This window comes from Streptomyces sp. NWU339 (assembly GCF_003143855.1).
Lineage (GTDB): Bacteria > Actinomycetota > Actinomycetes > Streptomycetales > Streptomycetaceae > Streptomyces.
Genome location: NZ_QFRK01000005.1, coordinates 170,627 through 195,054 on the forward strand (window position 1 = coordinate 170,627; position 24,428 = coordinate 195,054).

The 24,428-nt window shown below is 70.9% G+C and carries 28 protein-coding genes; 16 read left to right on the forward strand and 12 right to left on the reverse strand.

Annotation, left to right across the window (positions count from 1 at the left end):
* Position 1 precedes the first annotated feature (1 nt).
* The 4 genes from DIZ27_RS08885 (at position 2) to DIZ27_RS08900 (ending at position 4,582) form a co-directional block, all read left to right on the forward strand.
* On the forward strand, positions 2-958 hold the full coding sequence (locus DIZ27_RS08885) for an ABC transporter substrate-binding protein (protein WP_109377770.1): 957 nt from the start codon (positions 2-4) through the stop codon (positions 956-958).
* Positions 959-1,237: 279 nt separating this feature from the next.
* Complete coding sequence (locus DIZ27_RS08890; RefSeq protein ID WP_109377771.1) at positions 1,238-1,576, forward strand: hypothetical protein; 339 nt, start codon at positions 1,238-1,240, stop codon at positions 1,574-1,576.
* A gap of 35 nt (positions 1,577-1,611) precedes the next feature.
* The gene (locus DIZ27_RS08895; RefSeq protein ID WP_109377772.1) at positions 1,612-2,835 is read left to right on the forward strand and encodes a glutathionylspermidine synthase family protein; all 1,224 of its coding nucleotides are present in this window, start codon (positions 1,612-1,614) and stop codon (positions 2,833-2,835) included.
* Between the two features lie 298 nt (positions 2,836-3,133).
* Positions 3,134-4,582 carry a glycine hydroxymethyltransferase gene (locus DIZ27_RS08900; protein ID WP_109377773.1) on the forward strand — a complete coding sequence of 483 codons (1,449 nt, stop codon included), beginning with the start codon at positions 3,134-3,136 and terminating at the stop codon, positions 4,580-4,582.
* A gap of 73 nt (positions 4,583-4,655) precedes the next feature.
* Here the strand turns inward: DIZ27_RS08900 and DIZ27_RS08905 are convergent, their stop codons facing one another.
* The 3 genes from DIZ27_RS08905 to DIZ27_RS08915 form a co-directional block, all read right to left on the reverse strand.
* Positions 4,656-5,411: a hypothetical protein gene (locus tag DIZ27_RS08905; RefSeq protein WP_109377865.1), complete on the reverse strand. Its 756-nt coding sequence runs from the start codon at positions 5,409-5,411 to the stop codon at positions 4,656-4,658.
* A gap of 134 nt (positions 5,412-5,545) precedes the next feature.
* On the reverse strand, positions 5,546-6,421 hold the full coding sequence (locus tag DIZ27_RS08910; RefSeq protein WP_109377774.1) for a hypothetical protein: 876 nt from the start codon (positions 6,419-6,421) through the stop codon (positions 5,546-5,548).
* A complete protein-coding gene (locus tag DIZ27_RS08915) occupies positions 6,418-6,975 on the reverse strand; it encodes an RNA polymerase sigma factor (protein ID WP_109377775.1) in 558 nt (185 codons plus the stop codon). Before DIZ27_RS08915 ends, DIZ27_RS08910 begins: the two co-directional genes overlap by 4 nt.
* 131 nt (positions 6,976-7,106) lie before the next feature.
* On the opposite strand from DIZ27_RS08915, the gene trpS reads away from it, so the two are divergent.
* From trpS to DIZ27_RS08930, 3 genes are all read left to right on the forward strand, one after another.
* Complete coding sequence (trpS, locus tag DIZ27_RS08920) at positions 7,107-8,114, forward strand: tryptophan--tRNA ligase (protein ID WP_109377776.1); 1,008 nt, start codon at positions 7,107-7,109, stop codon at positions 8,112-8,114.
* A gap of 187 nt (positions 8,115-8,301) precedes the next feature.
* A complete protein-coding gene (locus DIZ27_RS08925; RefSeq protein ID WP_109377777.1) occupies positions 8,302-8,880 on the forward strand; it encodes a 2'-5' RNA ligase family protein in 579 nt (192 codons plus the stop codon).
* Between the two features lie 40 nt (positions 8,881-8,920).
* Positions 8,921-9,832: a YihY/virulence factor BrkB family protein gene (locus DIZ27_RS08930; protein WP_109377778.1), complete on the forward strand. Its 912-nt coding sequence runs from the start codon at positions 8,921-8,923 to the stop codon at positions 9,830-9,832.
* On the opposite strand, the gene DIZ27_RS08935 is transcribed toward DIZ27_RS08930, so the two are convergent.
* Positions 9,780-11,072: a D-alanyl-D-alanine carboxypeptidase gene (locus DIZ27_RS08935; RefSeq protein ID WP_219933600.1), complete on the reverse strand. Its 1,293-nt coding sequence runs from the start codon at positions 11,070-11,072 to the stop codon at positions 9,780-9,782. The two genes, DIZ27_RS08930 and DIZ27_RS08935, sit on opposite strands and share 53 nt — an antisense overlap.
* A 172-nt stretch (positions 11,073-11,244) precedes the next feature.
* Here DIZ27_RS08935 and DIZ27_RS46480 point away from each other — a divergent pair, with 172 nt between their 5' ends.
* Both DIZ27_RS46480 and DIZ27_RS08940 read left to right on the forward strand, forming a co-directional pair.
* Entirely contained in the window at positions 11,245-11,493 is a 249-nt protein-coding gene (locus DIZ27_RS46480) for an SCO4848 family membrane protein (protein WP_219933601.1), read from the forward strand.
* Positions 11,494-11,517: 24 nt separating this feature from the next.
* Positions 11,518-12,825: a metallophosphoesterase gene (locus DIZ27_RS08940; RefSeq protein ID WP_109377780.1), complete on the forward strand. Its 1,308-nt coding sequence runs from the start codon at positions 11,518-11,520 to the stop codon at positions 12,823-12,825.
* Between the two features lie 33 nt (positions 12,826-12,858).
* Here the strand turns inward: DIZ27_RS08940 and DIZ27_RS08945 are convergent, their stop codons facing one another.
* Together DIZ27_RS08945 and DIZ27_RS08950 are read right to left on the reverse strand one after the other, a co-directional pair.
* A complete protein-coding gene (locus tag DIZ27_RS08945) occupies positions 12,859-13,632 on the reverse strand; it encodes a TetR/AcrR family transcriptional regulator (RefSeq protein ID WP_109377781.1) in 774 nt (257 codons plus the stop codon).
* Positions 13,633-13,736: 104 nt separating this feature from the next.
* Positions 13,737-14,147: a VOC family protein gene (locus DIZ27_RS08950; RefSeq protein WP_109377782.1), complete on the reverse strand. Its 411-nt coding sequence runs from the start codon at positions 14,145-14,147 to the stop codon at positions 13,737-13,739.
* A gap of 166 nt (positions 14,148-14,313) precedes the next feature.
* Between DIZ27_RS08950 and DIZ27_RS08955 the strand changes: the two genes are divergently transcribed.
* The 3 genes from DIZ27_RS08955 (at position 14,314) to DIZ27_RS08965 (ending at position 15,672) form a co-directional block, all read left to right on the forward strand.
* On the forward strand, positions 14,314-14,775 hold the full coding sequence (locus DIZ27_RS08955) for a TM2 domain-containing protein (protein ID WP_109377783.1): 462 nt from the start codon (positions 14,314-14,316) through the stop codon (positions 14,773-14,775).
* Positions 14,768-15,187 carry a DUF2752 domain-containing protein gene (locus DIZ27_RS08960; protein ID WP_109377784.1) on the forward strand — a complete coding sequence of 140 codons (420 nt, stop codon included), beginning with the start codon at positions 14,768-14,770 and terminating at the stop codon, positions 15,185-15,187. Before DIZ27_RS08955 ends, DIZ27_RS08960 begins: the two co-directional genes overlap by 8 nt.
* Positions 15,188-15,405: 218 nt before the next feature.
* Positions 15,406-15,672, forward strand: coding sequence for a TM2 domain-containing protein (locus DIZ27_RS08965; protein WP_109377785.1), 267 nt, complete (start codon positions 15,406-15,408; stop codon positions 15,670-15,672).
* 119 nt (positions 15,673-15,791) lie between these two features.
* On the opposite strand, the gene DIZ27_RS08970 is transcribed toward DIZ27_RS08965, so the two are convergent.
* The 5 genes from DIZ27_RS08970 to DIZ27_RS08990 all read right to left on the reverse strand — a co-directional run bounded on the left by DIZ27_RS08970 (position 15,792) and on the right by DIZ27_RS08990 (position 20,024).
* The gene (locus DIZ27_RS08970; protein ID WP_109377786.1) at positions 15,792-16,571 is read right to left on the reverse strand and encodes a succinate dehydrogenase iron-sulfur subunit; all 780 of its coding nucleotides are present in this window, start codon (positions 16,569-16,571) and stop codon (positions 15,792-15,794) included.
* Positions 16,571-18,325 carry a succinate dehydrogenase flavoprotein subunit gene (gene sdhA, locus DIZ27_RS08975; RefSeq protein ID WP_109377787.1) on the reverse strand — a complete coding sequence of 585 codons (1,755 nt, stop codon included), beginning with the start codon at positions 18,323-18,325 and terminating at the stop codon, positions 16,571-16,573. Before sdhA ends, DIZ27_RS08970 begins: the two co-directional genes overlap by 1 nt.
* 19 nt (positions 18,326-18,344) lie before the next feature.
* Positions 18,345-18,827: a succinate dehydrogenase hydrophobic membrane anchor subunit gene (locus DIZ27_RS08980; RefSeq protein WP_109377788.1), complete on the reverse strand. Its 483-nt coding sequence runs from the start codon at positions 18,825-18,827 to the stop codon at positions 18,345-18,347.
* Between the two features lie 5 nt (positions 18,828-18,832).
* Positions 18,833-19,213 carry a succinate dehydrogenase, cytochrome b556 subunit gene (sdhC, locus tag DIZ27_RS08985; protein WP_109377789.1) on the reverse strand — a complete coding sequence of 127 codons (381 nt, stop codon included), beginning with the start codon at positions 19,211-19,213 and terminating at the stop codon, positions 18,833-18,835.
* A gap of 238 nt (positions 19,214-19,451) precedes the next feature.
* Positions 19,452-20,024, reverse strand: coding sequence for a 2-oxo-4-hydroxy-4-carboxy-5-ureidoimidazoline decarboxylase (locus DIZ27_RS08990; RefSeq protein WP_375231945.1), 573 nt, complete (start codon positions 20,022-20,024; stop codon positions 19,452-19,454).
* 307 nt (positions 20,025-20,331) lie between these two features.
* On the opposite strand from DIZ27_RS08990, the gene DIZ27_RS08995 reads away from it, so the two are divergent.
* The 3 genes from DIZ27_RS08995 (at position 20,332) to DIZ27_RS09005 (ending at position 23,249) form a co-directional block, all read left to right on the forward strand.
* Positions 20,332-21,912, forward strand: a complete 1,581-nt coding sequence (locus DIZ27_RS08995) for a glycoside hydrolase family 20 protein (protein ID WP_109377790.1) — start codon at positions 20,332-20,334, stop codon at positions 21,910-21,912.
* Between the two features lie 116 nt (positions 21,913-22,028).
* A complete protein-coding gene (locus DIZ27_RS09000; RefSeq protein ID WP_109377791.1) occupies positions 22,029-22,568 on the forward strand; it encodes a hypothetical protein in 540 nt (179 codons plus the stop codon).
* 108 nt (positions 22,569-22,676) lie between these two features.
* Positions 22,677-23,249, forward strand: a complete 573-nt coding sequence (locus DIZ27_RS09005) for a hypothetical protein (RefSeq protein WP_109377792.1) — start codon at positions 22,677-22,679, stop codon at positions 23,247-23,249.
* Positions 23,250-23,306: 57 nt separating this feature from the next.
* Here the strand turns inward: DIZ27_RS09005 and DIZ27_RS09010 are convergent, their stop codons facing one another.
* The gene (locus DIZ27_RS09010; protein WP_109377793.1) at positions 23,307-23,801 is read right to left on the reverse strand and encodes a DUF1877 family protein; all 495 of its coding nucleotides are present in this window, start codon (positions 23,799-23,801) and stop codon (positions 23,307-23,309) included.
* 190 nt (positions 23,802-23,991) lie between these two features.
* Here DIZ27_RS09010 and DIZ27_RS09015 point away from each other — a divergent pair, with 190 nt between their 5' ends.
* The gene (locus DIZ27_RS09015; protein WP_181383453.1) at positions 23,992-24,375 is read left to right on the forward strand and encodes a hypothetical protein; all 384 of its coding nucleotides are present in this window, start codon (positions 23,992-23,994) and stop codon (positions 24,373-24,375) included.
* Positions 24,376-24,428 lie beyond the last annotated feature (53 nt).

Consider the following 24,428-nt stretch of genomic DNA (forward strand, 5'->3'; position numbering starts at 1 on the left):
CGTGCGACGCCGTACGACCTCCGCGGTGGCCGGAGCCTTCGCGCTCGCGCTGCTCACCGGCTGCGGTGCCGCCGACATGACCAAGCAGGCCTCGCCGTACGCCAACGCCAAGGGCGCCCGGACGGTGAACCTGGCGGTGCAGTCCTGGGTGGGTTCCCTGGCCAACGTGGCTGTCGCCCAGCACCTGCTGGAGAACGAGCTCGGCTACCGCGTCGACATCGTCCAGGTCGACGAGGTGCCTGCCTGGGACGCGCTCAGCCAGGGCCGGGTCGACGCGATCCTGGAGGACTGGGGCCACCCCGAGCAGGAACAGCTGTACGTCGAGGACAAGAAGACGATCGCGCGCGGTGGCGACCTCGGGGTCACCGGGCACATCGGCTGGTTCATCCCGACGTACTTCGCCGAGCAGCATCCCGACCTGAAGAGCTGGAAGGACCTCAACAAGTACGCCGACCGGTTCCGCACCGCGGAGAGCGGCGGCAAGGGCCAGCTGATGGACGGCTCACCGGCCTACCTCACCCACGACAAGGCGCTGGTGAAGAACCTGGAGCTGGACTTCAAGGTGGTGTTCGCCGGCTCCGAGGCCGCGCTGCTCATCCAGATCAAGCAGTTCGCCAAGGAGAAGAAGCCCTTCCTCACCTACTGGAACACACCCCACTGGCTGTTCGAGAAGGTGCCGATGACCGAGGTGATGCTGCCCCCGTACGAGGAGGGCTGCGACGCCGACCCGGCGAAGGTCGCCTGCGCCTACCCGACCGCCCCGCTGCAGAAGTACCTCAACGCGGACTTCGCGAGGGACGGCGGCGAGGCGGCGGACTTCCTGAAGAAGTTCGAATGGTCGACGGAGGACCAGAACGAGGTCTCCCTGATGATCGCCGACCAGAAGCTGACACCTCAGGAGGCGGCGGAGAAGTGGGTGGACGGCCACGAGTCCACCTGGAAGAAGTGGCTGTCCTGACGCCCGGTCCGGTCCGGGCGCGACGCGTGGCCCCGAACCCACCGGGCACGGTGGGCTCGGGGCCACGCCCTGGACGCGTTGTGCAGGGCCCTTCCCTGAGTCTTCCGGTGTCGCACCAAGCACGTACAGGGGGTCAAAAGCCGTGAAACAACGGGGGAGTGAGGCCGGCCTCGGGGGTCTCGCGGACACATCGGGCGGGCGGCGCCTAGGCTGTCCGCCGCGAGCCGGGGAGCAGGGACCCGGCGGCTGGTACACGCGGTACGAGGGGGAGTCGGGGACATGGCGGAGACAAGGCGACGGCTGCGGTCCGGCACGGTGATGCTCGGTGGCGTGGGTCTCCTCGCGGCCGCCCTGTCCGCGTGCAGTTCGGATCCGGACCGCCGCTGCGTGGACCGGAACAGCTACGACTACCCCAACGGCTACAAGATCGTCGCCGACAAGAACTGCACGACCTCCGGTTCCGTGGGCAAGGGCACGTCCACCGGGGCGAAGCGGGTCGACGCCGACTGGTACTACGACGCGGACGTCAGCAGCGGCCGGGCCCACGACGGCACCTTCAGCCGGAGTGAGGCCGTCGACCGGGGCGGCTTCGGCTCCTCCGGCAGCGGCGGCGGCTGAACACCCCGGCGAGCGAAGGAACGAAGGACCCGCCCGTGGAACGCCGCACCATCGAGCCCCGCCCCGGCTGGCAGCAGACCGTCGAGGAACAAGGGCTCATCTACCCCCTCACCCTTCCCCAGGCCCTCGAGTCCGCCCGGGCGTCGGGGATGCCCGTCCCCGACGACGCCTGGGTGCCCTACTGGGACGAGAGCGCCTACTACGTCTTCGGCCTGGACGAGGTCGAGGCGCTGGAGGAGGTCGTCGAGGAACTGCACCGCATGTGCCTCGCGGCCGCCGACCACATCGTCACCGCCGACCGCTTCGCCGACCTCGGCATCACCGACCCGCGGGTCGTCGAAGCGGTCACCGAGGCCTGGCACCGGCGCGCCGAACTCCCCTCCGTCTACGGCCGCTTCGACCTCCGCTACGACGGAACCGGACCCGCGAAGCTCCTCGAGTACAACGCCGACACCCCCACCTCCCTCGTGGAGGCGGCCTCGCCGCAGTGGTTCTGGATGGAGGAGCGCTTCCCCGGCGCCGACCAGTGGAACTCGCTGCACGAACGCCTCGTCGACGCCTGGAGGAAACAGGCCGCCCTCCTCCCGCCGGGCAGCCCCCTGCACTTCGCCCACTCCTCGGCCGACGAGATCGGCGAGGACCTCATGACCGTCGCCTACCTCAAGGAGACCGCCGAACAGGCGGGCCTCGACACCGAGTGGCTCTCCATGGAGGAGATCGGCTGGGACCGGCTCTCCGGCCGCTTCGTGGACAAGAGCCTCCGGTTCATCCGCAGCATCTTCAAGCTGTACCCCTGGGAGTGGCTCACCACCGACCGCTTCGCCGACCACGTCCTCGACACCCTCGACAACGGCGGCGGCACCGGCAGCACCCTGTGGATCGAGCCGGCCTGGAAGATGCTGCTGAGCAACAAGGCCCTGCTGGCGATCCTCTGGGAGCTCTACCCGGAGCACCCCAACCTCCTCCCGGCCCACCTCGACGGCCCGCGCGACCTGGCGTCGGGCGCCGGCTACGTGGCCAAGCCGCTGCTCGGCCGCGAGGGCGCCGGTGTGACGATCCACCACCCGGGCAGCGCCCCCGTCGTCCGCGACGAGCCCTGCTGCTACCAGCAACTCGCCCCGCTGCCGGACTTCGACGGCAACCACGTCGTCCTCGGCGCCTGGACCGTCGGGGACGAGTCCGCCGGCCTCGGCATCCGCGAGTCCTCGGGCCTCATCACCGACGAGTACGCCCGCTTTCTGCCCCACGTGATCCTCTAGCGCACCGAAGGTGCGCGGAAAGGTGCCGAGACGCGACTCCGTCGCGGGAGCGCGGTCGGCCACAGCGAACCCGCGGACGGCAACCGGCAGCCGCCGGGCGGACGCTCCCGCTCGCATGGCGGACGCCTCGCCACGGCACTCCGTGCCGCCGGGTAGGCTGACCGGCGGGCCGTGACTGGCGTGCTGGGATGGGACCGACCATCGGGAAGCGGCCCCCGGATCACCCCTGGGTGCCCGGTACGAGTGCCGTGCGCCTGGGCCATGCCGTGAACGCCGAACGCCACGTCCGGAGGTCCTCATGTCCGCCGAGCCCCTCTCCACCGCTTCCACCGCCTTTCGTTCCGCCCTCGACGTGATCCGCGCCGTCGAGCCGCGCGTCGCCGACGCCATCGGCCAGGAGGTCGCCGACCAGCGCGAGATGCTCAAGCTGATCGCCTCCGAGAACTACGCCTCCCCGGCCACCCTCCTGGCGATGGGCAACTGGTTCAGCGACAAGTACGCCGAGGGCACCGTCGGCCGCCGCTTCTACGCCGGCTGCCGCAACGTCGACACCGTCGAGTCGCTGGCCGCCGAGCACGCCAGGGAGCTGTTCGGCGCCCGCCACGCCTACGTCCAGCCGCACTCGGGCATCGACGCCAACCTGGTCGCCTTTTGGGCCGTGCTCGCCCAGCGCGTCGAGGCACCCGCCCTGGAGAAGGCCGGCGTCCGCCAGGTCAACGACCTCTCCGAGGCCGACTGGGCCGAACTGCGCCGCGCCTTCGGTAACCAGCGCATGCTCGGCATGTCCCTGGACGCCGGCGGCCACCTCACCCACGGCTTCCGCCCGAACATCTCAGGAAAGATGTTCGACCAGCGTTCCTACGGCACCGACCCGGCCACCGGCCTCCTCGACTACGAGGCGCTGCGCGCCTCCGCCCGCGAGTTCAAGCCGCTGATCATCGTCGCTGGCTACTCCGCCTACCCCCGTCTGGTGAACTTCCGGATCATGCGCGAGATCGCCGACGAGGTCGGCGCCACGCTCATGGTCGACATGGCCCACTTCGCCGGTCTCGTCGCCGGCAAGGTCCTCACCGGCGACTTCGACCCGGTCCCGCACGCCCAGATCGTCACCACCACCACCCACAAGTCGCTGCGCGGCCCGCGCGGCGGCATGGTCCTGTGCGACGACTCGCTCAAGGACCAGGTCGACCGCGGCTGCCCGATGGTCCTGGGCGGTCCGCTCCCGCACGTCATGGCCGCCAAGGCGGTCGCCCTGGCGGAGGCACGGCAGCCCTCCTTCCAGGACTACGCCCAGCGCATCGTGGACAACTCCCGCGCCCTCGCCGACGGCCTGATGCGCCGCGGCGCCACCCTGGTCACCGGCGGCAGCGACAACCACCTCAACCTGATCGACGTCACCACCTCCTACGGCCTCACCGGCCGCCAGGCCGAGGCCGCCCTGCTCGAGTCGGGCATCGTCACCAACCGCAACAGCATCCCGGCCGACCCCAACGGCGCCTGGTACACCTCCGGCATCCGCATCGGCACCCCCGCACTGACCACGCGCGGTCTGGGCACCGCCGAGATGGACGAGGTCGCCGCCCTCATCGACCGCGTGCTGACCACCGCGGAGCCCGGCACCACCAAGTCCGGCGCCCCGTCCAAGGCCGCCCACGTCCTCGACGCGAAGACCGCCGACGAGATCTCCCGCCGCGCCACCGACCTGGTGGCCGGCTTCCCGCTGTACCCGGAGATCGACCTCGGCTGAGGAGTTCCTTCTCGACGTGTCCCGCGGCGGCCCGGCCATGTGCCGGGCCGCCGTTCGCCGCCGTTCGCCGTCGTCAGGCGTCCAGCAGTTCCTGCCTCGGCCCCGGATCCTCCCGGTCCTCCCGTCGGCGGATCAGCGGCAACCGCGTCACGTACGGGCGCAGCACCAGGGCCAGCGCCGCTCCGGCCGCCAGGCCCGGTATCGCCCACCACCAGTCGGTGCCGTCGTCCGTCGCCGGTGCGGCGCGGGTTTCGGAGGCTGCCGCAGTCGCATCCTGGTCCGCCCCGGGGCCGGCCTGCTCCGTCCCCGCCCCGGCCTGCTCCGTCTGCCACGGTGCCGGGTAGTTGTCGGGGGCCGATCCCGTGCCTGTCGTCTTGCCCATCACGCCCAGGTCGAACAGGAACTTGTGCACATCCGACGGGTGCTCGGCGCGGTGCCAGAGGCCGTTCGGCGATTCCGCGAGGTTCCCCGCCGTGTGTATCCACACGTCTTGGCCCATGTCCGCCAGGAAGACCCGGTCCACGCGCCACGGCGTCACGTCGTGCACCATCCACGTCACATTGATCAGCCGGGCCGAGGCCGAGGCCGCCTCCGGCGGCATGTCACGTGTGCCCTTGCCGACGGGGCCGAGCAGTTGCTCCAGCATGCCGTACGCCTTGTCGGAGTTGTACAGCGATGCCGTTTCCCCGCTCCCCGGAGAGACCACCAGCACGCTCGTCGGCCCCCCGGCGGAGGCGGGCGACGCTCCCCACAACATCAGGGCCAGTGCTGCTGCCAACGCGCCCATGCCCGCCGTCAGTTGTCGAATACTGCCCTTCCATCCGCGCATCCGGACCCCCACTCGGCCGGTCGATCCCCGTGCGGCCCGCCCACGGGCCGCCTGTCACTTCTGGTACACCGCCCGACCCGCCGGGGTTCCCAATCGGTCCCCCGCGCATTCCGCGACTCCGGGAGGCGGCCCGGCTACCGGCCCGCCTCCTCGACCGCCTCCGCGATCTCCAGCGCCCGCGCCTTCGACCCCACCCCTTCCAGCCGCAGCGTCACACCGTCTCCGGCCGCACCCTCACCGTCCACCCCACCCCCGTGGGCCCACAACAGGGTCGGCCCCGCCGTGCGCTCCGCCCGGGTGAACCGGTGACCGTCCGTGTCCACCATCCAGAAGCTCAGCAGATGAGCCCGCGGGAACCAATAGGCCGACCCCGGGACTCCGTCCTCATCGCCCTCCTCGCCCAGCGGCAGCCACTCCGGCTGCTCGCGCACGGTCTTGGTGAAGGTGTTGTCCAGGCGGGCCGGGAACTCGTCCAGCCGGATCGTCCGCCCCTCCTCCCGCCAGCACAGGCTCACCAGGAACCGCCCCCGCGGCAGCCCGCTCACCGTCACCGCGTCCGGGACGCCCAGCGTCTTGGGCACCAGCGGCGTGAACCCCGCCCGCCGCTCCGCCTCACCGAGCGACACCGAGCGCCCGCAGCCCCGCACCTCCGCACCCGGTGAGGGAACCGCCGACGGGTCGTACCGCACCTCGACCCCGCCGAAGCCGAACCAGTCGGTCATCGCCGCCCGCACCGGAGACGTCAGCGCCAGCACCGTCAGCAGCCCGCACACCGCCGCGACCAACGACCGCCACCGCGCCCGCGTCCAGCGCCGCACCGCCCGCAGCCGCTCCCCGGCACCCGCCGGCTCGGCCGCCGGAACCGGCACCTGCTCGGCGAGTATCCGCCCCAGCACCCGCTCGACCATCGACTCGGACTCCGCAGCCCCATCCGGCCCGTCCAAGGACCGGCCGAAGGCCCGCAGCTCCTCCCGCAGGCGCTCGGCCTCACCGTCGTACCGCTCACTCACGCCGTCTCACCCCCTTCCCGGGGCCGGAAGTCGGGCAGCAGGCGCTCCAGCTTGCGCAGGGCGCGGTTCAGGCGGGACTTCACCGTGCCCCGGGGCCAGCCCAGGGCCTGTGCGGTCTCCCGCTCGTCCATCTCCAGCAGATAGCGGTAGGTGACGACCAGTCGGTGCTCCTCGCTCAGCTTCTCCAGGGCGGCCGCCAGCGCCCCGCGGCGCTCCGTCTCCAGCGTCGCCACCGCCGGATCGGCCGACTCCGGTATCACCGGTCGTGCTTCCGCGAACGCCGCCTCACGGTCGGCGAGGGTGTTCCGGCGCACCGCCGCACGTACTGTGTTCCTCGTCTCATTGGCCACGATCGACAGCAGCCACGGCCGGAACGCCATGCCGTCCCGGAACCGGCCCAGCGCGCAGTACGCCTTCACGAAGGCCTGCTGCACCACGTCCTCCGCGTCCGCCCCCGCCCCGAGCGCGGCGGCCGCCCTGAGCGCGATGCCCGTATGGGCCCGCACCAGCTCCGCGTACGCCTCCGGCTCCCCGGCGCGTACGCGTGCGATCACCGCAGCCTCATCGACGATGCGGCCCCCCTCCCGCGTCCTCACACTCTTGTTACACCGCCGGGCACGGATCGGTTCCCACCTGTTCCCGGTCGGTTCCGGACCGCCCCCCGCGGCCTGAGAGAATGGGGAGCATGGCTTCTCCGCGCGTGCTCTCCGGTATCCAGCCGACCTCCGGCTCGTTCCACCTCGGCAACTACCTCGGTGCCGTCCGCCAGTGGGTCGACATGCAGAACACCCACGACGCGTTCTACATGGTCGTCGACCTGCACGCGATCACGGTCCCGCAGGACCCGAAGCAACTGCGGGAGAACACCCGTGTCGCCGCCGCCCAGCTCCTCGCGGCCGGCCTCGATCCGGACCGCTGCACGTTGTTCGTCCAGAGCCACGTCCCCGAGCACGCGCAGCTCGGCTGGCTGATGAACTGCATCACCGGCTTCGGCGAGGCCTCCCGGATGACCCAGTTCAAGGACAAGTCCGCCAAGCAGGGCAGCGACCGTGCCACCGTCGGCCTGTTCACGTACCCGATGCTGATGGTCGCCGACATCCTGCTCTACCAGGCCGACCAGGTCCCGGTCGGTGAGGACCAGCGCCAGCACCTGGAGCTGACCCGCGACCTCGCGGACCGCTTCAACCAGACCTACGGCGACACCTTCACCGTCCCGAGCGCGTACATCCTCAAGGAGACGGCGAAGATCTACGACCTTCAGGACCCGACCGCCAAGATGAGCAAGTCGGCGGCCACCCAGAAGGGCCTGATCAACCTGCTCGACGAGCCGAAGGCCACCGCGAAGAAGGTCAGGAGCGCGGTCACGGACACGGACACGGTGATCCGTTTCGACCGCGAGCACAAGCCCGGTGTCAGCAACCTCCTGACGATCTACTCGACCCTCACCGGAGCGGGGATCAGCGAATTGGAGGAGCGGTACGCCGGCAAGGGCTACGGTGCGCTGAAGACGGACCTCGCGGAGATCGTGGTCGAGTTCGTGACTCCCTTCAAGGAGCGCACCCAGCAGTACCTGGACGACCCCGAGACGCTCGACTCGATCCTGGCCAAGGGCGCGGAGAAGGCACGTGCCGTCGCCGCGGAGACCCTCGCCCGGGCCTACGACCGGGTGGGCTTCCTGGGCGTCAAGCACTGAACGGACCGGGTCGCCGGCCGTGCTGAACGCGACCCGGGCACCGATCCGTACCACCGGGCGAGCGCCGTACATCACGTCGGCTGCGCCTGCCCGGGACGGGACCGTGGTCGTACAGTCAGGTAGAGGGTGACCGCTTCGGCGGTCACCAGGTGCTCAGCGGAATCACCATCACAACGAAGGAGACGACGTGGGGACCGTAACGATCGGTGTGTCGATCGCGGTCCCGGAGCCCCACGGCAGCCGGCTTCAGCAGCTGCGCGCGGGCTTCGGCGACGCCGCTGCTCACGGTATCCCCACGCATGTCACCCTGCTGCCGCCGACGGAGGTCGACGAGGGCGACCTGACGGCCGTCGAGGCGCATCTGAGCGAGGTCGCCGCGACCGGTCGGCCGTTCCCCATGCGGCTGTCGGGCACCGGCACCTTCCGGCCGCTGTCGCCGGTCGTGTTCGTCCGGATCGTGGAGGGCGCCGAGGCCTGCACCTGGCTGCAGAAGCAGGTCCGCGACGCGTCCGGTCCCGTCGCCCGTGAGCTGCAGTTCCCGTACCACCCGCACGTCACCGTGGCGCACGGGATCGACGAGGCGGCGATGGACCGCGCCTTCGAGGAACTCGCCGACTACGAGGCGCACTGGCCCTGCACCGGCTTCGCGCTCTACGAACAGGGCGCCGACGCGGTGTGGCGCAAGCTGCGGCAGTTCCCGTTCGGCTCGCTGGTGGTGCCGCCGCAGGCCGGGCGCGCGGACTGCGACTCCGTCTCCGCGCGCTGACAGGGGTTCCGGCCCGGCGGGACGGGGGCAGAGGCGGTTCATGGACTGGCTGAAGAAGATCCCGGTCGTCGGCCCGTGGGCGGCAAGACTGATGCGCACGCACGCGTGGCGGTCGTACGAGCGGATGGACCGCGTGCACTGGACGCGGCTGGCCGCCGCGATGACGTTCACCAGCTTCGTCGCGCTGTTCCCGCTGCTCACGGTCGCCGCCGCGATCGGCGCCGCCACGCTCGGCCAGGAGCAGCAGGACACCCTCCAGGAGAAGATCACCCAGCAGGTGCCCGGCATCTCCGACCAGCTGGACCTCGGGGGCCTGGTGGAGAACGCCGGCACCGTGGGCCTCATCGCCGGTGCCGTCCTGCTGTTCACCGGCATCAGCTGGGCCGGATCCATGCGCGAGTGCCTGCGCGCGGTGTGGGAGCTGCCCGACGAGGAGGAGAACCCCGCCCTGCGCAAGGCCAAGGACGCGGGCATCCTCATCGGGCTCGGCGGCGCGGTCCTGATCACCCTGGGCGCGTCCGCCGTCGCCTCCGCGATGGTCGGCCGGATCAGCAGGGGCATCGGGCTGGAGGAGGGCGGCTGGGGCGGGATCGTGCTGCACGTCGCGGCCTTCGCCGTCGCCGTGGGAGCCGATTTCCTGCTCCTGCTGTACGTCCTGACCCTGCTGCCCGGCGTCGAACCCGCCCGCCGCCGTCTGGTGGTGGCCGCGCTCACCGGCGCGGTCGGTTTCGAACTGCTGAAACTGCTGCTCAGCGGCTACATCCAGGGGGTGGCCGCGAAGAGCATGTACGGCGCGTTCGGCGTCCCGGTGGCCCTGCTGCTGTGGATCAACTTCACCGCGAAACTGGTGTTGTTCTGCGCCGCCTGGACCGCGACGACGCAGAACGAGGAGACCGGGCTCACGGACGCGAGCGGCGGCGCACCAGGTCCGGCAGTGGCCAACGGCGGTTGACCAGGAACGCCCCGCCCGCGAGCAGCACCAGCACCCCGCCCGTGACGGCGAGCGCGGTCCCCATGCCGTTGGCGCCGCCCCCGGCCGGGGCGCTCGCCACCGGCTCGGCGCCCGCGGCGCCGGGCGTGGCGTCACCGGCGCCGCCCGCCTCGCCGGGGGAGGCGGAGGCGTCCGCCTGGGCGCCCGCCCGCACGGCGCTCTTCGGCGGCACCAGCTCACCCACCGGATCGACCTTGCCGGCCGCCTTGAAACCCCAGTCGAAGAGCTTCGCGGTCTCCTTGTAGACCGTGTTGCTCCCGTCCTCCTGCGGGTTCATCACGGTGACGAGCAGCACGGTGCCGTCCTGCTCGGCGACCCCGGTGAAGGTCGCGCCCGCGTTGGTGGTGTTGCCGTTCTTCACACCCGCGATGCCCTCGTAGACGGGCACGTCGGAGTCGCCGGACAGCAGCCGGTTGGTGTTCTGGATCTCGAAGGACTTGCGGACCTCCTTGCCCTTCTTGTTCTTCTTCGTCTCGCCCGGGAAGTCGGCGCGGACCGTCGAGGCGTACTCCCGGAAGTCCTTCTTCTGCAGCCCGGAGCGGGCGATCAGCGTCAGGTCGTACGCGGAGGACACCTGCCCCTCGGCGTCGTAGCCGTCGGGGCTGACCACGTGCGTGTCGAGGGCCTGGAGCTCCTCGGCGTGCTCGTTCATCTCCTGGACGGTGTTCTCGACGCCGTCGTTCATCGCCGCCAGCACGCGCACGGCGTCGTTGCCGGAGCGAAGGAAGACACCGAGCCACAGGTCGTGGACGGTGTAGGTCTCCTCCTCCTTGATCCCGACCATGCTGGAGCCGGGGCCGATACCGGCGAGGTCGGAGGGGGCGACCTTGTGCTCGGCGGATCCGGGCCACTTCGGCAGCAGCGTGTCGGCGAACAGCATCTTCAGAGTGCTCGCCGGGGCCAGCCGCCAGTGCGCGTTGTGCGCGGCGAGCACCTCGCCGGACTCGGCGTCGGCGACGATCCAGGAACGGGCCGACAGTTCCTTCGGCAGCACCGGTACCCCGCTCGCGAGGTTGACCTGCGTTCCCGGCTGCCCGAGCCGGGCGCCGCCCACCGACGACATGGTCGCCGGGGGAGTGGCCGAAGGACTGCTCGAAGGGCTCGGCGCCGCGAGTGCGACGGGAGCGGTCAGCGCGGTGGACAACAGAATGGCGGAAGTGACCAGCAGCGATCGCCGGATGGAGTTTTTGGGTGCGGGCACGGACGGAAACGTACATGCCCTGCCCATGGAAGTCCCCTTTCCGTCCCCACCCCGCGAACGGAACCGGACACCGTCCGGCGATACTGGATCCATGCCGTGCCCGTCCGGGGGACAACCCCCGGCCCCCTGGCCGACTCCGGGTGCCCGGCGTTGCGATGAAAGGTTCGATCTGGTGAAGCTCAGCCGCCCCGTCTCCTGGTTCCTGCTCGCCTTCGGGGTGTGGAGCTGGATCATCTGGATCACTTTCGTCAAGAACCTGGTCAAGGACGGCAGCGGGCTCGCGTTCGACGACGGCGAGCCGACGGCGTACTTCTGGGTCCATCTGCTGCTGGCCGTCGTCTCCTTCGTATTGGGGACGGCCGTCGGAGCCATCGGGTTGCGTGGTCTGCGCGCACTGAGCCGGATGTCACGCACGTCGTAACGGAAAACTGGGGAACACCGCACCGTGCCCATCGTCTTCGTACTCGTCGCACTGCTGGTCCTCGCCGTTCTGGTGACGGGCAACTGGTACATGTGGCGCCGCCTGTTCCGCGACACGACCCGGGGACCGGGTGCCGTGCGCCGCTGGGGCGTCCTGGTGTTCGCCGGAGGCTGGGCGCTGACCTTCGCGGCCTTCTTCGCCACGCGCAGCGGTGCCCCGTTCTGGCTCAAGCAGGTCCTGGCCTGGCCGGGCTACCTCTGGCTGGCCCTGTGCCTCTACCTGCTGCTGGCGGTGCTCGCGGGTGAGGTCGTACGCCCGGTACTGCGCCTGGCCCTGGAGCGCCGGGCGGCGCGGCGGACGGCACCGCCGCACGAGGAACCGGCGCCGATACCCGCGGGGGCGACGGCCGCCGCACCGGGATCGGCGCAGTCGGCGGCCCCGGACACCCCCGCCCCCGGCGCCGACCCCGCCCCTTCCCTTTCTTCTCCTTCTTCGAGCCTCGTCGGCCCCTCCCGTCGTCTCTTCGTCTCCCGGGTGGTCGCCGGGGCCGCCGCCGCGGCGGCCGTCGGGACGGTCGGGTACGGCACGCACGGCGTGGTGCGCGGACCGCGGGTGAAGCGGGTCACCGTGCCGCTCGCCAAGCTGCCCCGCGCGGCGCACGGTTACCGGATCGCGGTGGTCAGCGACATCCACCTGGGGCCCGTTCTCGGCCGGGGCTTCGCGCAGAAGGTCGTCGACACGATCAACTCGACCCAGCCCGACCTGATCGCCGTCGTCGGCGATCTGGTGGACGGCAACGTGAAGGAACTCGGCCCGGCCGCGGCCCCCTTGGCGCAGCTGACGGCACGGCACGGCTCCTTCTTCGTCACCGGGAACCACGAGTACTTCTCCGGTGCCGAGGAGTGGGTCGAGGAGGTGCGCCGGCTCGGTCTGCGTCCCCTGGAGAACGCCCGCACGGAACTCCCGCACTTCGACCTCGCCGGAGTGAACGACCTGGCCGGTGAGAACTACGGCCAGGGCCCCGACTACGCGCGGGCGCTCGGCGACCGGGACCGGGCACGCGCGTGCGTGCTCCTCGCCCACCAGCCGGTGATGGTCCACGAGGCCGTCGACCACGGCGTCGACCTCCAGCTCTCCGGTCACACCCACGGCGGCCAGCTCTGGCCCGCCAGCTACCTCGCCGTCGCCGCCAACCCGACCCTCGCGGGCCTGGACCGGTACGGCGACACCCAGCTGTACGTCAGCCGCGGCGCCGGTGCCTGGGGCCCGCCGACCCGGATCGGCGCGCCGTCGGACATCACGGTGATCGAACTGGCGTCGAAGCAGACCTGACGGCGGCCCCGCGCGCCCGCGCGCGGGGCGGGGTCAGCCGAGCGGTGCGGGGCGGCCGTGCTCGGCGGATGCCGTGCCGCGGGGTTTCGCCGGGTCGGGCAGGGCCCTGGTCAGGCCCGGCAGGAAGTCCGTGAACAGTTCGTGGACCTCGCGGACCAGGGGGCGCAGCACGCGGAAACGGGCCAGGGCGACACCCCGCGCGGTGATGCGGGCGCCGCGCTCGGCGAGGCGGTGACTGCGCTCGCGGTCCTCGGTGCGGTCGAAGATCCAGTACAGGACGAGGCCCATCTGGGCCAGCCACATCAACTCGGGCAGCACCTCCCGCAGTTCCGGTGCGACCTTGGCCCCCGACCCGGCCAGCACCTCCTGGTGGACACCGATCGCCAGCACGCGCGCGTGCTCCGACTCGGGGGAGAAGGGGCTGAGCGGGCTGTCCGGGTCGGCGGCGTTCTTGAAGAACTGCACCGCGAACTCGTGGTACGGCGTGGCGATGTCCAGCCACGCCTTCAGCACGCCCGTGAGCCGGGCCTCCAGCTCGGTCTCCCGGTCCAGGATCTCCCGGACCACCTGCCGGTGCTCGGCGGCGATCCGGTCGTAGAACCCCTGGATCAGGTGTTCCTTGCCCTCGAAGTAGTAGTACGCGTTGCCGACGGAGACCCCGGCCTCCGTGGCGATGGCCCGCATGGTCGTCCTGTCGTACCCGCGCTCCTGGAACAGCCGCATGGCCGTCTCCAGGATCAGGGCGCGGGTCTGCTCGGACTTGCTGGGTGCGGCGCCGTTGCCGGGGCCGTCGTTCTTCGCGGGCACGGGAGGAGAGCCTAACGGCATGCCGGAGGGCCCCCGGCCGGGAGGAAGACCCCGCAGGGCGGCGCGGGAACCGTCCTGACTCCCGTCGCGGGTACGGCCGGTGGTCACGGCCGGCGCCCGAGCTGAGGGCGCTTGGTGTAGTCGGTCAGGCCGACCACGTTCCCCCAGGGGTCGGCGAACTCGACGGTCCAGCCGGTGGCGCCCGAGAAGGGCCCGTCGAGCAGACCGATCCCGGCACCGCTCAATGCCTCGGCGGCGACCCGGGCGTCGGGCACCTCCAGCCACACCCGCACGGAGGGCCACACCGGCGGCCGGCACCCCAGCCCCTCCTCGAGCCGCAGCACCACGCCGGGCGTCTCGCCGCCCACCTTCAGCTGCACGATCCCGGCCTCGTCCAGCCGGAAGCCGACGGGAAACCCGGCCCGGCCGTAGAACCCGACGGCCTCGTCGAGGTCCCCGACGGGCAGCAGAACATGATCGAACCCGAGCAGTTCGTAGGACTCGTCACCTGACATGACGTCACATTAGGTGCTTTCCGTCCGAAGTGAGCAGATGAGGGGGCAGAGCGGTGGAGGGCCACTCTTTCGGAGGGGCGGCCGAGGCGGGGGCCCGGCTTCTCTTTGCCGTCCGCGTCCTGCAAGATGACTGGCAGTTTCCGCATCCTCCAGGAGAGACACCACCGTGAGCGAGCAGCCGCAGCAGCCGTCCCAGCCGCCTGGTTTCGGCCCCCCGAACCCCGGCGCGGCCGGCCAGTCCGGCCCCTACGGCTACCCGCAGGCCGGCCAGCCCGGCCAGCCCGGTTACGGCTACCCCCAGCAACCCCCCGGCGGCTACCCGCCGCCCGTTTACCAGCAGCCCGGTTACCAGCAGCCCCCGGGGTTCCCTCAGGGCGACCCTCACGCGCCCTACGGGTACGACCCCTACGGCCGCCCCTACTCCGACAAGTCGAAGATCGTCGCCGGTGTCCTCCAGCTCTTCATCGGCTCCCTGGGCATCGGCCGCTTCTACGTCGGTTCGGTCGGCATCGGCATCGCCCAGCTGCTCACCTGCGGCGGCCTCGGCATCTGGTCGCTGATCGACGGCATCATGTACCTGGTCAGCAACGACCGCACGGACGAGCAGGGGCGGATCCTGCGTGGCTGACGCGGCTCGTTCCGCGCCGACCGGGGGGCGACCGCGGTGGCACCCCGCGGTGCCCCCCGTCGCGCTGCTGGTCGCGGGCGTCGCGGGCGCCGCCTACCTGTGGGGCACCGACCCGCACGAGCCCGGCCATGTCCTGCCCCAGTGCCCGTTCCGGGCCGTCACCGGCCTGCTGTGCCCGGCCTGCGGTGGTACCCGCATGGCGTACGACCTGATGCACGGTCACTTCGCCGCGGCCTGGCTGGACAACCGGGCCCTGCTGCTCGCCGCGCCGTTCGCGCTGGTGCTGTGGGGGCGCTGGACGATCGAGGGCCTGCGGGGCCGCTTCTGGGCTCCCCGGCTCGCTCCCTGGGTCCAGGTGCTGATCCTGCTGACGGCCGTGGCCTGGACGGTGGCCCGCAACATCGTCCGATGACACCCGTGATCACGGTACGGGAACGTTTGCTCCTTCCCTCTCCCTCCCGGCCGACCCGGCCGTTTACGCTCCTCACGCGCAGGGGGGGACAGTCGGCGAACCGTGGGCTGTCGCGCGTGGTCGTGCATGCGGTCGTCGGATGCTCCCTCCTGGGCCGTCCGGGCAGAGTCGCCCGGTACCCACCGCTTTCTTTCTCCGTCTTTCCCAGGAGCACCGCTATGACCGTCCCCCCCAACCCCCAGGCCCCCTTCGGCTTCGACCCGCAGGGCCGTCCGTACTCGGACAAGTCGAAGATCGTCGCCGGCATCCTTCAGCTCTTCCTGGGGACCCTGGGCATCGGCCGGTTCTACGTCGGCTCCGTCGGTGTGGGCATCGCCCAGCTGCTCACCTGCGGCGGCCTCGGCTTCTGGGCACTGATCGACGGCATCATCTTCCTGGTCAGCAACGACCGCACCGACAAGCAGGGCCGCGTGCTGCGCGGCTGACGTCGTCGTCCGGGCCCTGCCCGGCGGCTTCGTCCCACCCGGCGGCACGAACGGACCGAGGGCCCCGATCCACTGGATCGGGGCCCTCGGTCGTCACGGCGCAGAGCGTCGGAAGAACGTCAGAAGCGGCGCGTGATGAGCGCCCGCTTCACCTCCGCGATCGCCTTGGTGACCTCGATGCCGCGCGGGCACGCGTCCGTGCAGTTGAAGGTCGTCCGGCAGCGCCAGACGCCGTCACGGTCGTTGAGGATCTCCAGGCGCTGCTCGCCGGCCTCGTCACGCGAGTCGAAGATGAAACGGTGCGCGTTGACGATCGCGGCCGGACCGAAGTACTGGCCGTCGTTCCAGAAGACCGGGCACGAGGACGTGCAGGCGGCGCACAGGATGCACTTCGTCGTGTCGTCGAAGCGCTCGCGGTCCTCGGCGGACTGCAGCCGCTCACGCGTCGGCTCGTTGGTCTCCTTCGTGATCAGGAAGGGCATCACGTCCCGGTACGCCTGGAAGAACGGCTCCATGTCCACGACCAGGTCCTTGAGGACCGTGAGGCCCTTGATGGGCTCGACCGTGATCGGCTTCTCGGGGTTGAGGTCCTTGATCAGCGTCTTGCACGCCAGGCGGTTGGTGCCGTTGATCCGCATGGCGTCGGAGCCGCAGATGCCGTGGGCGCAGGAACGGCGGAAGGTCAGGGTGCCGTCCAGGTCCCACTTGATCTTGTGCAGCGCGTCGAGGACACGCTCCTTGGGGTCGATCTCCAGCTGGAAGTCTTCCCAGGTCGCCTCGGCGGAGACCTCCGGGTTGAAACGGCGGACCCGGACGGTGACGGTGATGTAGGGGGAGTCGGCGAAACCGGGCTCGGGCGATCCGGCCGCGTCCGCCTTGTCCAGAACAGGGGTAGCCATCAGTACTTACGCTCCATCGGCTGGTAGCGGGTCTGGACGACCGGCTTGTAGTCGAGACGGATGGACTCGGTGCCGTCGTCGCCCACCTCGCGGTACGCCATGGTGTGGCGCATGAAGTTGACGTCGTCGCGGTTCGGGTAGTCCTCGCGGTAGTGACCGCCGCGGGACTCCTTGCGGGCCAGCGCGGAGACGGCCATGACCTCGGCCAGCTCGAGCAGGTTGCCCAGCTCGATGGCCTCCAGCAGGTCGGTGTTGAACCGCTTGCCCTTGTCCTGGATGGCGACGTTCTTGTAGCGCTCGCGCAGCTCCCCGATCTTCTCGACCGCCGTCTTGATCGTCTGCTCGGTGCGGAACACCATGACGTTGGCGTCCATGGTCTCCTGCAGCTCGCGGCGGATCTCGGCCACCCGCTCGGTGCCGGTGGAGGACCGCAGCCGCTCGATCTGCTCGGTGACGAACGACTCCGGGTTCTCCGGCAGCTCGACGAAGTCGGTCGTGTGCGCGTACTCGGCCGCCGCGATGCCCGCCCGCTTGCCGAACACGTTGATGTCCAGCAGCGAGTTGGTGCCCAGACGGTTGGCACCGTGCACCGACACGCACGCGACCTCGCCGGCCGCGTACAGGCCCGGCACGACGGTGGTGTTGTCCGCCAGGACCTCGCCCTGGACGTTCGTCGGGATGCCGCCCATGGCGTAGTGCGCGGTCGGCTGGATCGGGATCGGGTCCGTGTACGGCTCGATGCCCAGGTAGGTGCGCGCGAACTCCGTGATGTCGGGCAGCTTGGCGTCCAGCTGCTCCGGCGGGAGGTGGGTCAGGTCCAGGTAGACGTGGTCGCCCTCGGGGCCGCAGCCGCGGCCCTCGCGGATCTCCGTGTAGATGGACCGGGACACGACGTCACGGGAGGCGAGGTCCTTCATGACCGGCGCGTACTTCTCCATGAAGCGCTCGCCGTCCTTGTTGCGCAGGATGCCGCCCTCACCGCGGGCGCCCTCCGTCAGCAGGATGCCCATGCGCCAGATGCCGGTCGGGTGGAACTGGAAGAACTCCATGTCCTCCAGCGGCAGCCCGCGCCGGTACACGGCCGCTTGGCCGTCACCGGTCAGGGTGTGCGCGTTGGACGTCACCTTGAAGAACTTGCCGTTGCCGCCGGAGGCGTAGACCACGGACTTCGCCTGGAAGACGTGGAGCTCACCGGTGGCCAGCTCGTACGCCACCACACCGGCCGACTTCTTGACGCCGTCGACCTCGGTGATCAGCTGGTCCAGGACGTAGAACTCGTTGAAGAACTCCACGCCCTCCTTGACGCAGTTCTGGTACAGCGTCTGGAGGATCATGTGACCGGTGCGGTCGGCCGCGTAGCAGGAGCGGCGGACCGGGGCCTCGCCGTGGTTGCGGCTGTGGCCGCCGAAGCGGCGCTGGTCGATGGTGCCGTCCGGGGTGCGGTTGAACGGCAGGCCCATCTTCTCCAGGTCGAGGACGGAGTCGATGGCCTCCTTCGCCAGGATCTCGGCGGCGTCCTGGTCGACCAGGTAGTCACCGCCCTTGACCGTGTCGAAGGTGTGCCACTCCCAGTTGTCCTCCTCCACGTTGGCCAGCGCGGCGGCCATGCCGCCCTGCGCGGCGCCCGTGTGGGAGCGGGTGGGGTAGAGCTTGGTCAGGACGGCGGTGCGGCTGCGCTTGGTCGACTCGATGGCCGCGCGCATGCCCGCGCCGCCGGCGCCGACGATGACGGTGTCGTACTTGTGGATCTTCATGTTTCTCGCAACCCCGTGCCTAGCGGATGTTCGGGTCGAAGGTGAAGATCACCAGCGTGCCCAGCAGGATGGTGAACACCGTGGCGGTGTAGAGCAGGCCCTTGAGCCACAGCCGGGTGTTCGTGCGTTCCGCGTAGTCGTTGATGACCGTGCGCAGGCCGTTCGCTCCGTGCAGCATCGCGAGCCACAGCATCAGCAGGTCCCAGACCTGCCAGAACGGCGAGGCCCAGCGGCCCGCCACGAAGGCGAAGCCGATCTTGGAGACGCCGCCGTCCAGGACGAGCTGGATCAGCAGGTGCCCGATGACCAGGACGACCAGGACGACGCCGGACAGGCGCATGAACAGCCAGGCGGCCATCTCGAAGTTGCCCCGGGTGGTCTTCGGGGTCTTCTTGGTGCGCGCGCGGGGCGGCTCGATGACGGGGGCCGGGTTGTCGACCGAGTAGAGCGAGGCGCCCTCGACGGGGCCGATGCCCGAAGCGGTGGATTCAGTCGTGGACATTGGCGTCAGCTCCCGAACAGTTCACGAGCGGCGTGGCCGAGCACGGGGTAGATCGCCCCGAGCATCAGCACGACCCACACGGCGACGACGGTCCAGAGCATCTGCTTCTGGTACCGGGCGCCCTGGATCCAGAAGTCGACGGCGATGACACGCAGGCCGTTGAGCGCGTGGAAGAGGATGGCGGCCACGAGGCCGTACTCCAGCAGCGCGACGATCGGCGTCTTGTACGTGGCCACGACGGTGTCGTAGGCCTCAGGGGACACCCGCACGAGGGCGGTGTCCAGCACGTGAACGAACAGGAAGAAGAAGATGAGGACGCCGGTGACTCGATGAGCCACCCAGGACCACATTCCTTCCCGGCCGCGGTACAGCGTTCCAGCCGGCACGGAAATTTCCTCCGGGAGCGGGGGTCGGGGCCGCGCCGGCTTTCTCCGTGTCGGTCGGGCCCGGCCGGGTACGGTCCACCGGCCCCCAGCATCGTAGCCACGTGTCGCCGTGAGGCGGACAGGGGCCCTGCCGCTGTGATCGAACTGGCACGCTTACGGGCTAGAGAGACGGCTTCCGAGGTGGAATGTCCGGTGATGTTCCGGGGGAGGGTGCCGACGGGGCGGATGCCGCGGCCTGTCAGCGGTCCCCGTCCGAGAGGAGAGCGGTCAGGCGGCCCCGTGCCAGGCGCCGGAGTTCCTCCCCCGCGACCAGACGCTCCTCCTCCGGATCGTTGGCCAATCGTGACCGGATGGCTTCGAGTACGTGGTCCAGGACCTCGTCCGGTTTCAGGTCGTCGACGTAGATGACGAACGGGTGCCCGAACCGGCTCTCGTAGGCCGCGTTGGCGGCGTTCAGCGCCGTGTGGGCGGCGGAGTACGCGTCCTCCGGGAGGCCGGGGAGGGCCTCCGCGGTCAGGGCCGCGAGGCGCTCCGCGCGGGGTAGGTCGTAGGCCGCCTCGTCCGCTGCCGCCAGGAGGGAGTCCAGGTCCGGGTACGGGCGGTGGGACGCGACGCGCACCGCCCAGCCGGGGCTGTGCAGACAGGCCAGGAGGGCGCGCTCGGCGTCCTCGGTGGACGCGGTGTTGAAGCGCTCCAGCGGGGACGGGACGCCGCCGGGCGTGTCGGTCGAGCCGGGCGTGTCGGGCGTGGGGGTGCCGCGCGACTGTCCGGGTATGGCGACACGGCCGGGGCGATGCGGGAGACGGTGCACAGGCAGCGTGGGTCCTCGGGGGTGTCACGGGTGTGTCGGTGGGTGGGTGTGCCGGTGGGTGAGGTGGCGGGGTGACGAGGTGGTGAGGGATCAGGTAGCGGATGGTGCGAGAGTTGTGCCGTCACGTTATCGAGTGAGTCCATGACGTGTCCGATCGATATCCGAAATTCACCCGGACGGGAGAGTTTCAGAACAGCTCGTCGATGCCCTTCACCCGTACGAGTCGTAGGTTGGCCGTGTGAGTCAGCACAGGCAGGGCAGTCGTCGGGCGCGTCGGGCATCGGTTCGGAAGAAGAAGCAGCGGCGGATGCTGGTCGTGTCCCTGGCCGCGGGCGCGGTGATCGCGGCGTCCGGGGTGGGCGTCGGGCTCTGGGCGACCTCGGACGACGCCGGTTCCGCCGCCTCCCGGTCCGAGGACTCCGCGGGCTCGCCGCCGGAGCCGAGCCCCACCCGCTCCTACCCCCTGTCCGAGGCGCCCCGGACCATACCCGCCGTCCGCGACCACAGCGCCGAGCGCGGCCCCGGCTGGCGTCCCGAGCGTGGTCACCGGGTGGTCGTCGGCGATCCGGCGCTGGCCGACGAGGGCCGCCTCATAGCCGGTGAGCTGGGCCTGACGTACGCGGGGGAGAAGGACGACGAGCGCGCCGGGGACCTGCGCCTGGTGCTGAACAAGGACAAGGGCGCGAACCCCGAGTCGTACACCATGACCGTGCGGGGCGGCCGGGTGACCGTCAGCGCCCCCGCCGAGGCGGGCGTCTTCTACGGCACCCGCACCCTCAAGCAGCAGATACGCGGCGCCGAGACCGCCCCCGAGGGCGTCGTGCGCGACGAGCCCGCCAAGCAGCGGCGCGGGATGATGCTGGACATCGCGCGCAAGCATTTCACCGCCGACTGGATCGAGGACCGGGTCCGCGAGCTCGGCGACCTGAAGTTCAACGAGCTGGGTCTGCACTTCTCCGACGACCAGGGCTTCCGTATCGAGTCCGACTCGCACCCGGAGATCGTGTCCGACCAGCACCTGACCAAGGCGCAGGTCAAGCGGATCGTCGACCTCGCGGCGAGCCGGCACATCACCGTCGTGCCCGAGATCGACTCGCCCGGCCACCTCGGCGCGGTCATCGCCGCCCACCCCGACCTCCAGCTGCGCAACGTGAACGGCGGCGTGGTGCGCGGCGCGATCGACATCTCCAAGAGCGCGTCCGCCGAGATCGTCGACGACCTGCTGAACGAGTACGCCGGGCTCTTCCCCGGCGGGCAGTGGCACCTCGGCGCCGACGAGTACCAGGCGCTGGTGGTCTCCGACCCCGAGGCGTCGTTCCCGAACCTGGCCGCCGCCGCGCGGGAGAAGTACGGCTCCGGCGCCACCGTCGAGGACCTGGCCACCGGCTGGCTCAACGACCGGGCCGACACCGTCCGCGCCCACGACCGCACGCCCCGCGCCTGGAACGACGGCTTCTTCAAGGGCGGCTCGGTGCGGGCCGCCGAGGACATCCAGATCGCCTACTGGACCGGCAAGGAGATCGGTGCCCGCCAGCCGGCGGAGTACCTGAGCGAGGGCCGCGACGTCATCAACTACAACGACGAGTTCCTCTACTACGTGCTCGGGGAGCCGCAGACCTTCGTCTACCCGACGGGCGAGCGGATCTACGAGCAGTGGACGCCGCTGGTGCTGCGCGGCACCACCGCGGTGCCCGCCAAGTACGACGGACAGATCCTCGGCGGGTCCTTCGCCGTCTGGTGCGACCTGGCGAACTCCCAGACCCAGGAGCAGGTCGCGGCCGGGATACGGATGCCGCTGCGGGCGACGGTGCAGAAACTCTGGCACCCGGACGGTGAACCGGAACTGTCCTGGGCGGAGTTCCGGGCCCTGGCGGACAAGCTGGACTGAGCCGGCGGTTGCGACAAGGTCACGAACGGACGGATCGCGGCGTATTCCTGCGAACCCCCGTGCGACTGTGGTGGTCTTCTGTCGAGCCGAGACCGACACGGGGGGAATACCGGCACATGGGCTACTGGGGGTATTTCGTCGTGGGCCGTGGGGAGCGGCCGCTCGCCGAACTGGACGCGCTGGCCGGCGCCCGGGGCATGACCCTGCGCACGTCGGCACCGGGTGGCTGGCAGATCTGGGAGTACCCGAGCGGCGACGGCGGCATCGGGAACATGAACGACCTCGCCGGACAGACGGGCGCGCCCGCGCTGTTCGGCTACGTGATGGACAGTGCCTGCGTGGTGGTGGAGGCGGCGGCGCCCGAGAGCGGCGCGTGGACGACCTGCCTGGCACGCGCCGCGACGGCGGGCTACCTCGGCGCGGGAACGGGCGGCGGGGAGCAGGAAGGTGTGGAGCGGGAGGGGCTCACGCTGGAGGACTACTTCCTCGAGCCCCGGGACGCCGCGGACCGTGCCGTCGAATGGGCCGCCGAGGCCGGCCACACCGTGTCCGCCGAGGCGCTGGTCGAGGTCCTGACCGCCGAGCCCGGCCCCGGGACCGTGGCTGAAAACCTCTTCTTCCGCTTACTCGACCGGCTCGGAGTGGTGCCTCTGTGACACTCCCGGGCCGTCGCACGCAGTAAGGGGAAATGCGGCCTCCGCCCCGTGAGGTCCGTGAAAGTGGCCTTGTCAGGGGCCTGCGAAGACCCGCTGAGGGAGACGTGGATGAGTCTGGTGGAACTGATCGCGCAGGCGGACGAGCGCGGGCTGGCCGTGAGCGGGTTGGCTTGTTTGGATCGGTGCGTACCGCTGCTGGGCGGCGACGACGAGACGCTGCGCCCCCTGTGGGCGAGCCTCGCCGAGGACGCCGCCGACGACGACTGGACGCAGCGGCTGGAGCAGACGCGGGGCAAGCTCGACGGGGCGGCCGGCGGGGCCGCCGACGGTGACGCCGTGGCGCTCGCGCACCGGATGCTCACCACCGCCCCCGCCGAGCGCTCCGCCCCCGCACTGCGGGAGTGGGCCCACGCCTGCTCCGTCGCCGCGCTGCGGATCCACCGGATCCTGGACGGCGCCGATCCCGCCGAGGACGCCACGGACACGGTCGACGCACCCCGCGAAGGCCGTACGGAGGGCATGTCGCCGCTCGTCGCCGCCGAGCTGCGCCGCCAGATCACGGTCCTGGAGGTCCTGGCCGGCCACGGTCCGGCCGGACTGCGCCGCGCGCTCGAGGTGTCGACGGAGGGCCGCCGCGTACTGGTCGCCGCACTGTCCCGCCGGAGCCGCAGGGACGGCTGACCGCCGGGCACCGGCGACCGGCAGGGGTCGGTGACCGGCAGGGACGGTCGTTCCGGGTCAGGGCAGGAGCCACTTCACCACGGCCTCCTGCTGCCGTGCCGTGCGCGTGTAGAACGTGGTCAGGTCGCGGTGGGCCGCCGCGAAGGCGTCGCGCGCCTGCGGCTCCACGTCCGGGCCGCCGTAGCGCGGAAGGATCCGGTCACGGGCCCGTCGCCACAGCGTGTCGAAGTCGGCGGTCTTCAGGAAGCCGGCGACGCGGCCGGCCTGGGCCGAGGTCAGCAGCAGGAAGGGCGGCCGGTCCGGGCCGGGCGGGGTGACCGGACGGCCGCCGAGGACCACGTGGGCCGGCGGGCCGTCCGGGGTGTGCCGCGGGGCCGCACCGGTGTAGAGGAACTCCTGGTCGAGATACCCCTTGTCCAGGACCTCCTCGCGATGCCGGCCGATGCGTTCGCGCACGGCCTCCCAGTCGTCCTCGAACAGCCGCAGCAGCCAGGCGGGGCTGTTGCGCAGGGCCGGGGGCGGTACGGCGCGTAGATGGAAGTACGTACTCATCGAAGACAAGAGCGCAGCAGGCCCCCGATCCGTCACTCCCGTGTCGACGACCCCGCCCGAACGAGCACGTTCTGTGAGCGCGGTGCGGTGGCCCTGGGGCGGTTCTGCGCCGGTTGCGGGACGGGGGCGGAATCGCGGTGACGAATCCGTCGGCCCGAGCGCTCTACTGAGTGTGACGACTGCGACGACTGTGACGGCACAGCAGGAGACCAGGCCTTCGGCCGCGACCAAGCCCGCGCGGTGGGCGGCGGACATCGTGACGGCGATGCGTGAAGGGGCACGGCTGCGACTCGACTACTCGGTGCGCAGTCTGTGGAGCGTCGACCGCACGATCGAGGACATACGCCGAGAGGCGGCCCCGTACGCGGCCGTGGAGACGGTGCTGCGCGGATTCGGCGCCTATGCCGGTGAGGTGATCGTGCGTCAGTCCGGCGGAGAGTGGTGGGCCTCGGGCGGCGACCACTGGGTCCGCACCCCCGACGGCCGCTTCTGGGCCCCCGTGGACGAGGCCCGCCGCTGCTACACGGGTGACGGATCACTGCGCCTGCTGTGCCGGGACGCCTCGCGGAGGTGACGTGCGGCGCCGCACACGCGCCACGGCCGGGGTTCCGTGCGAGACGTGGAACC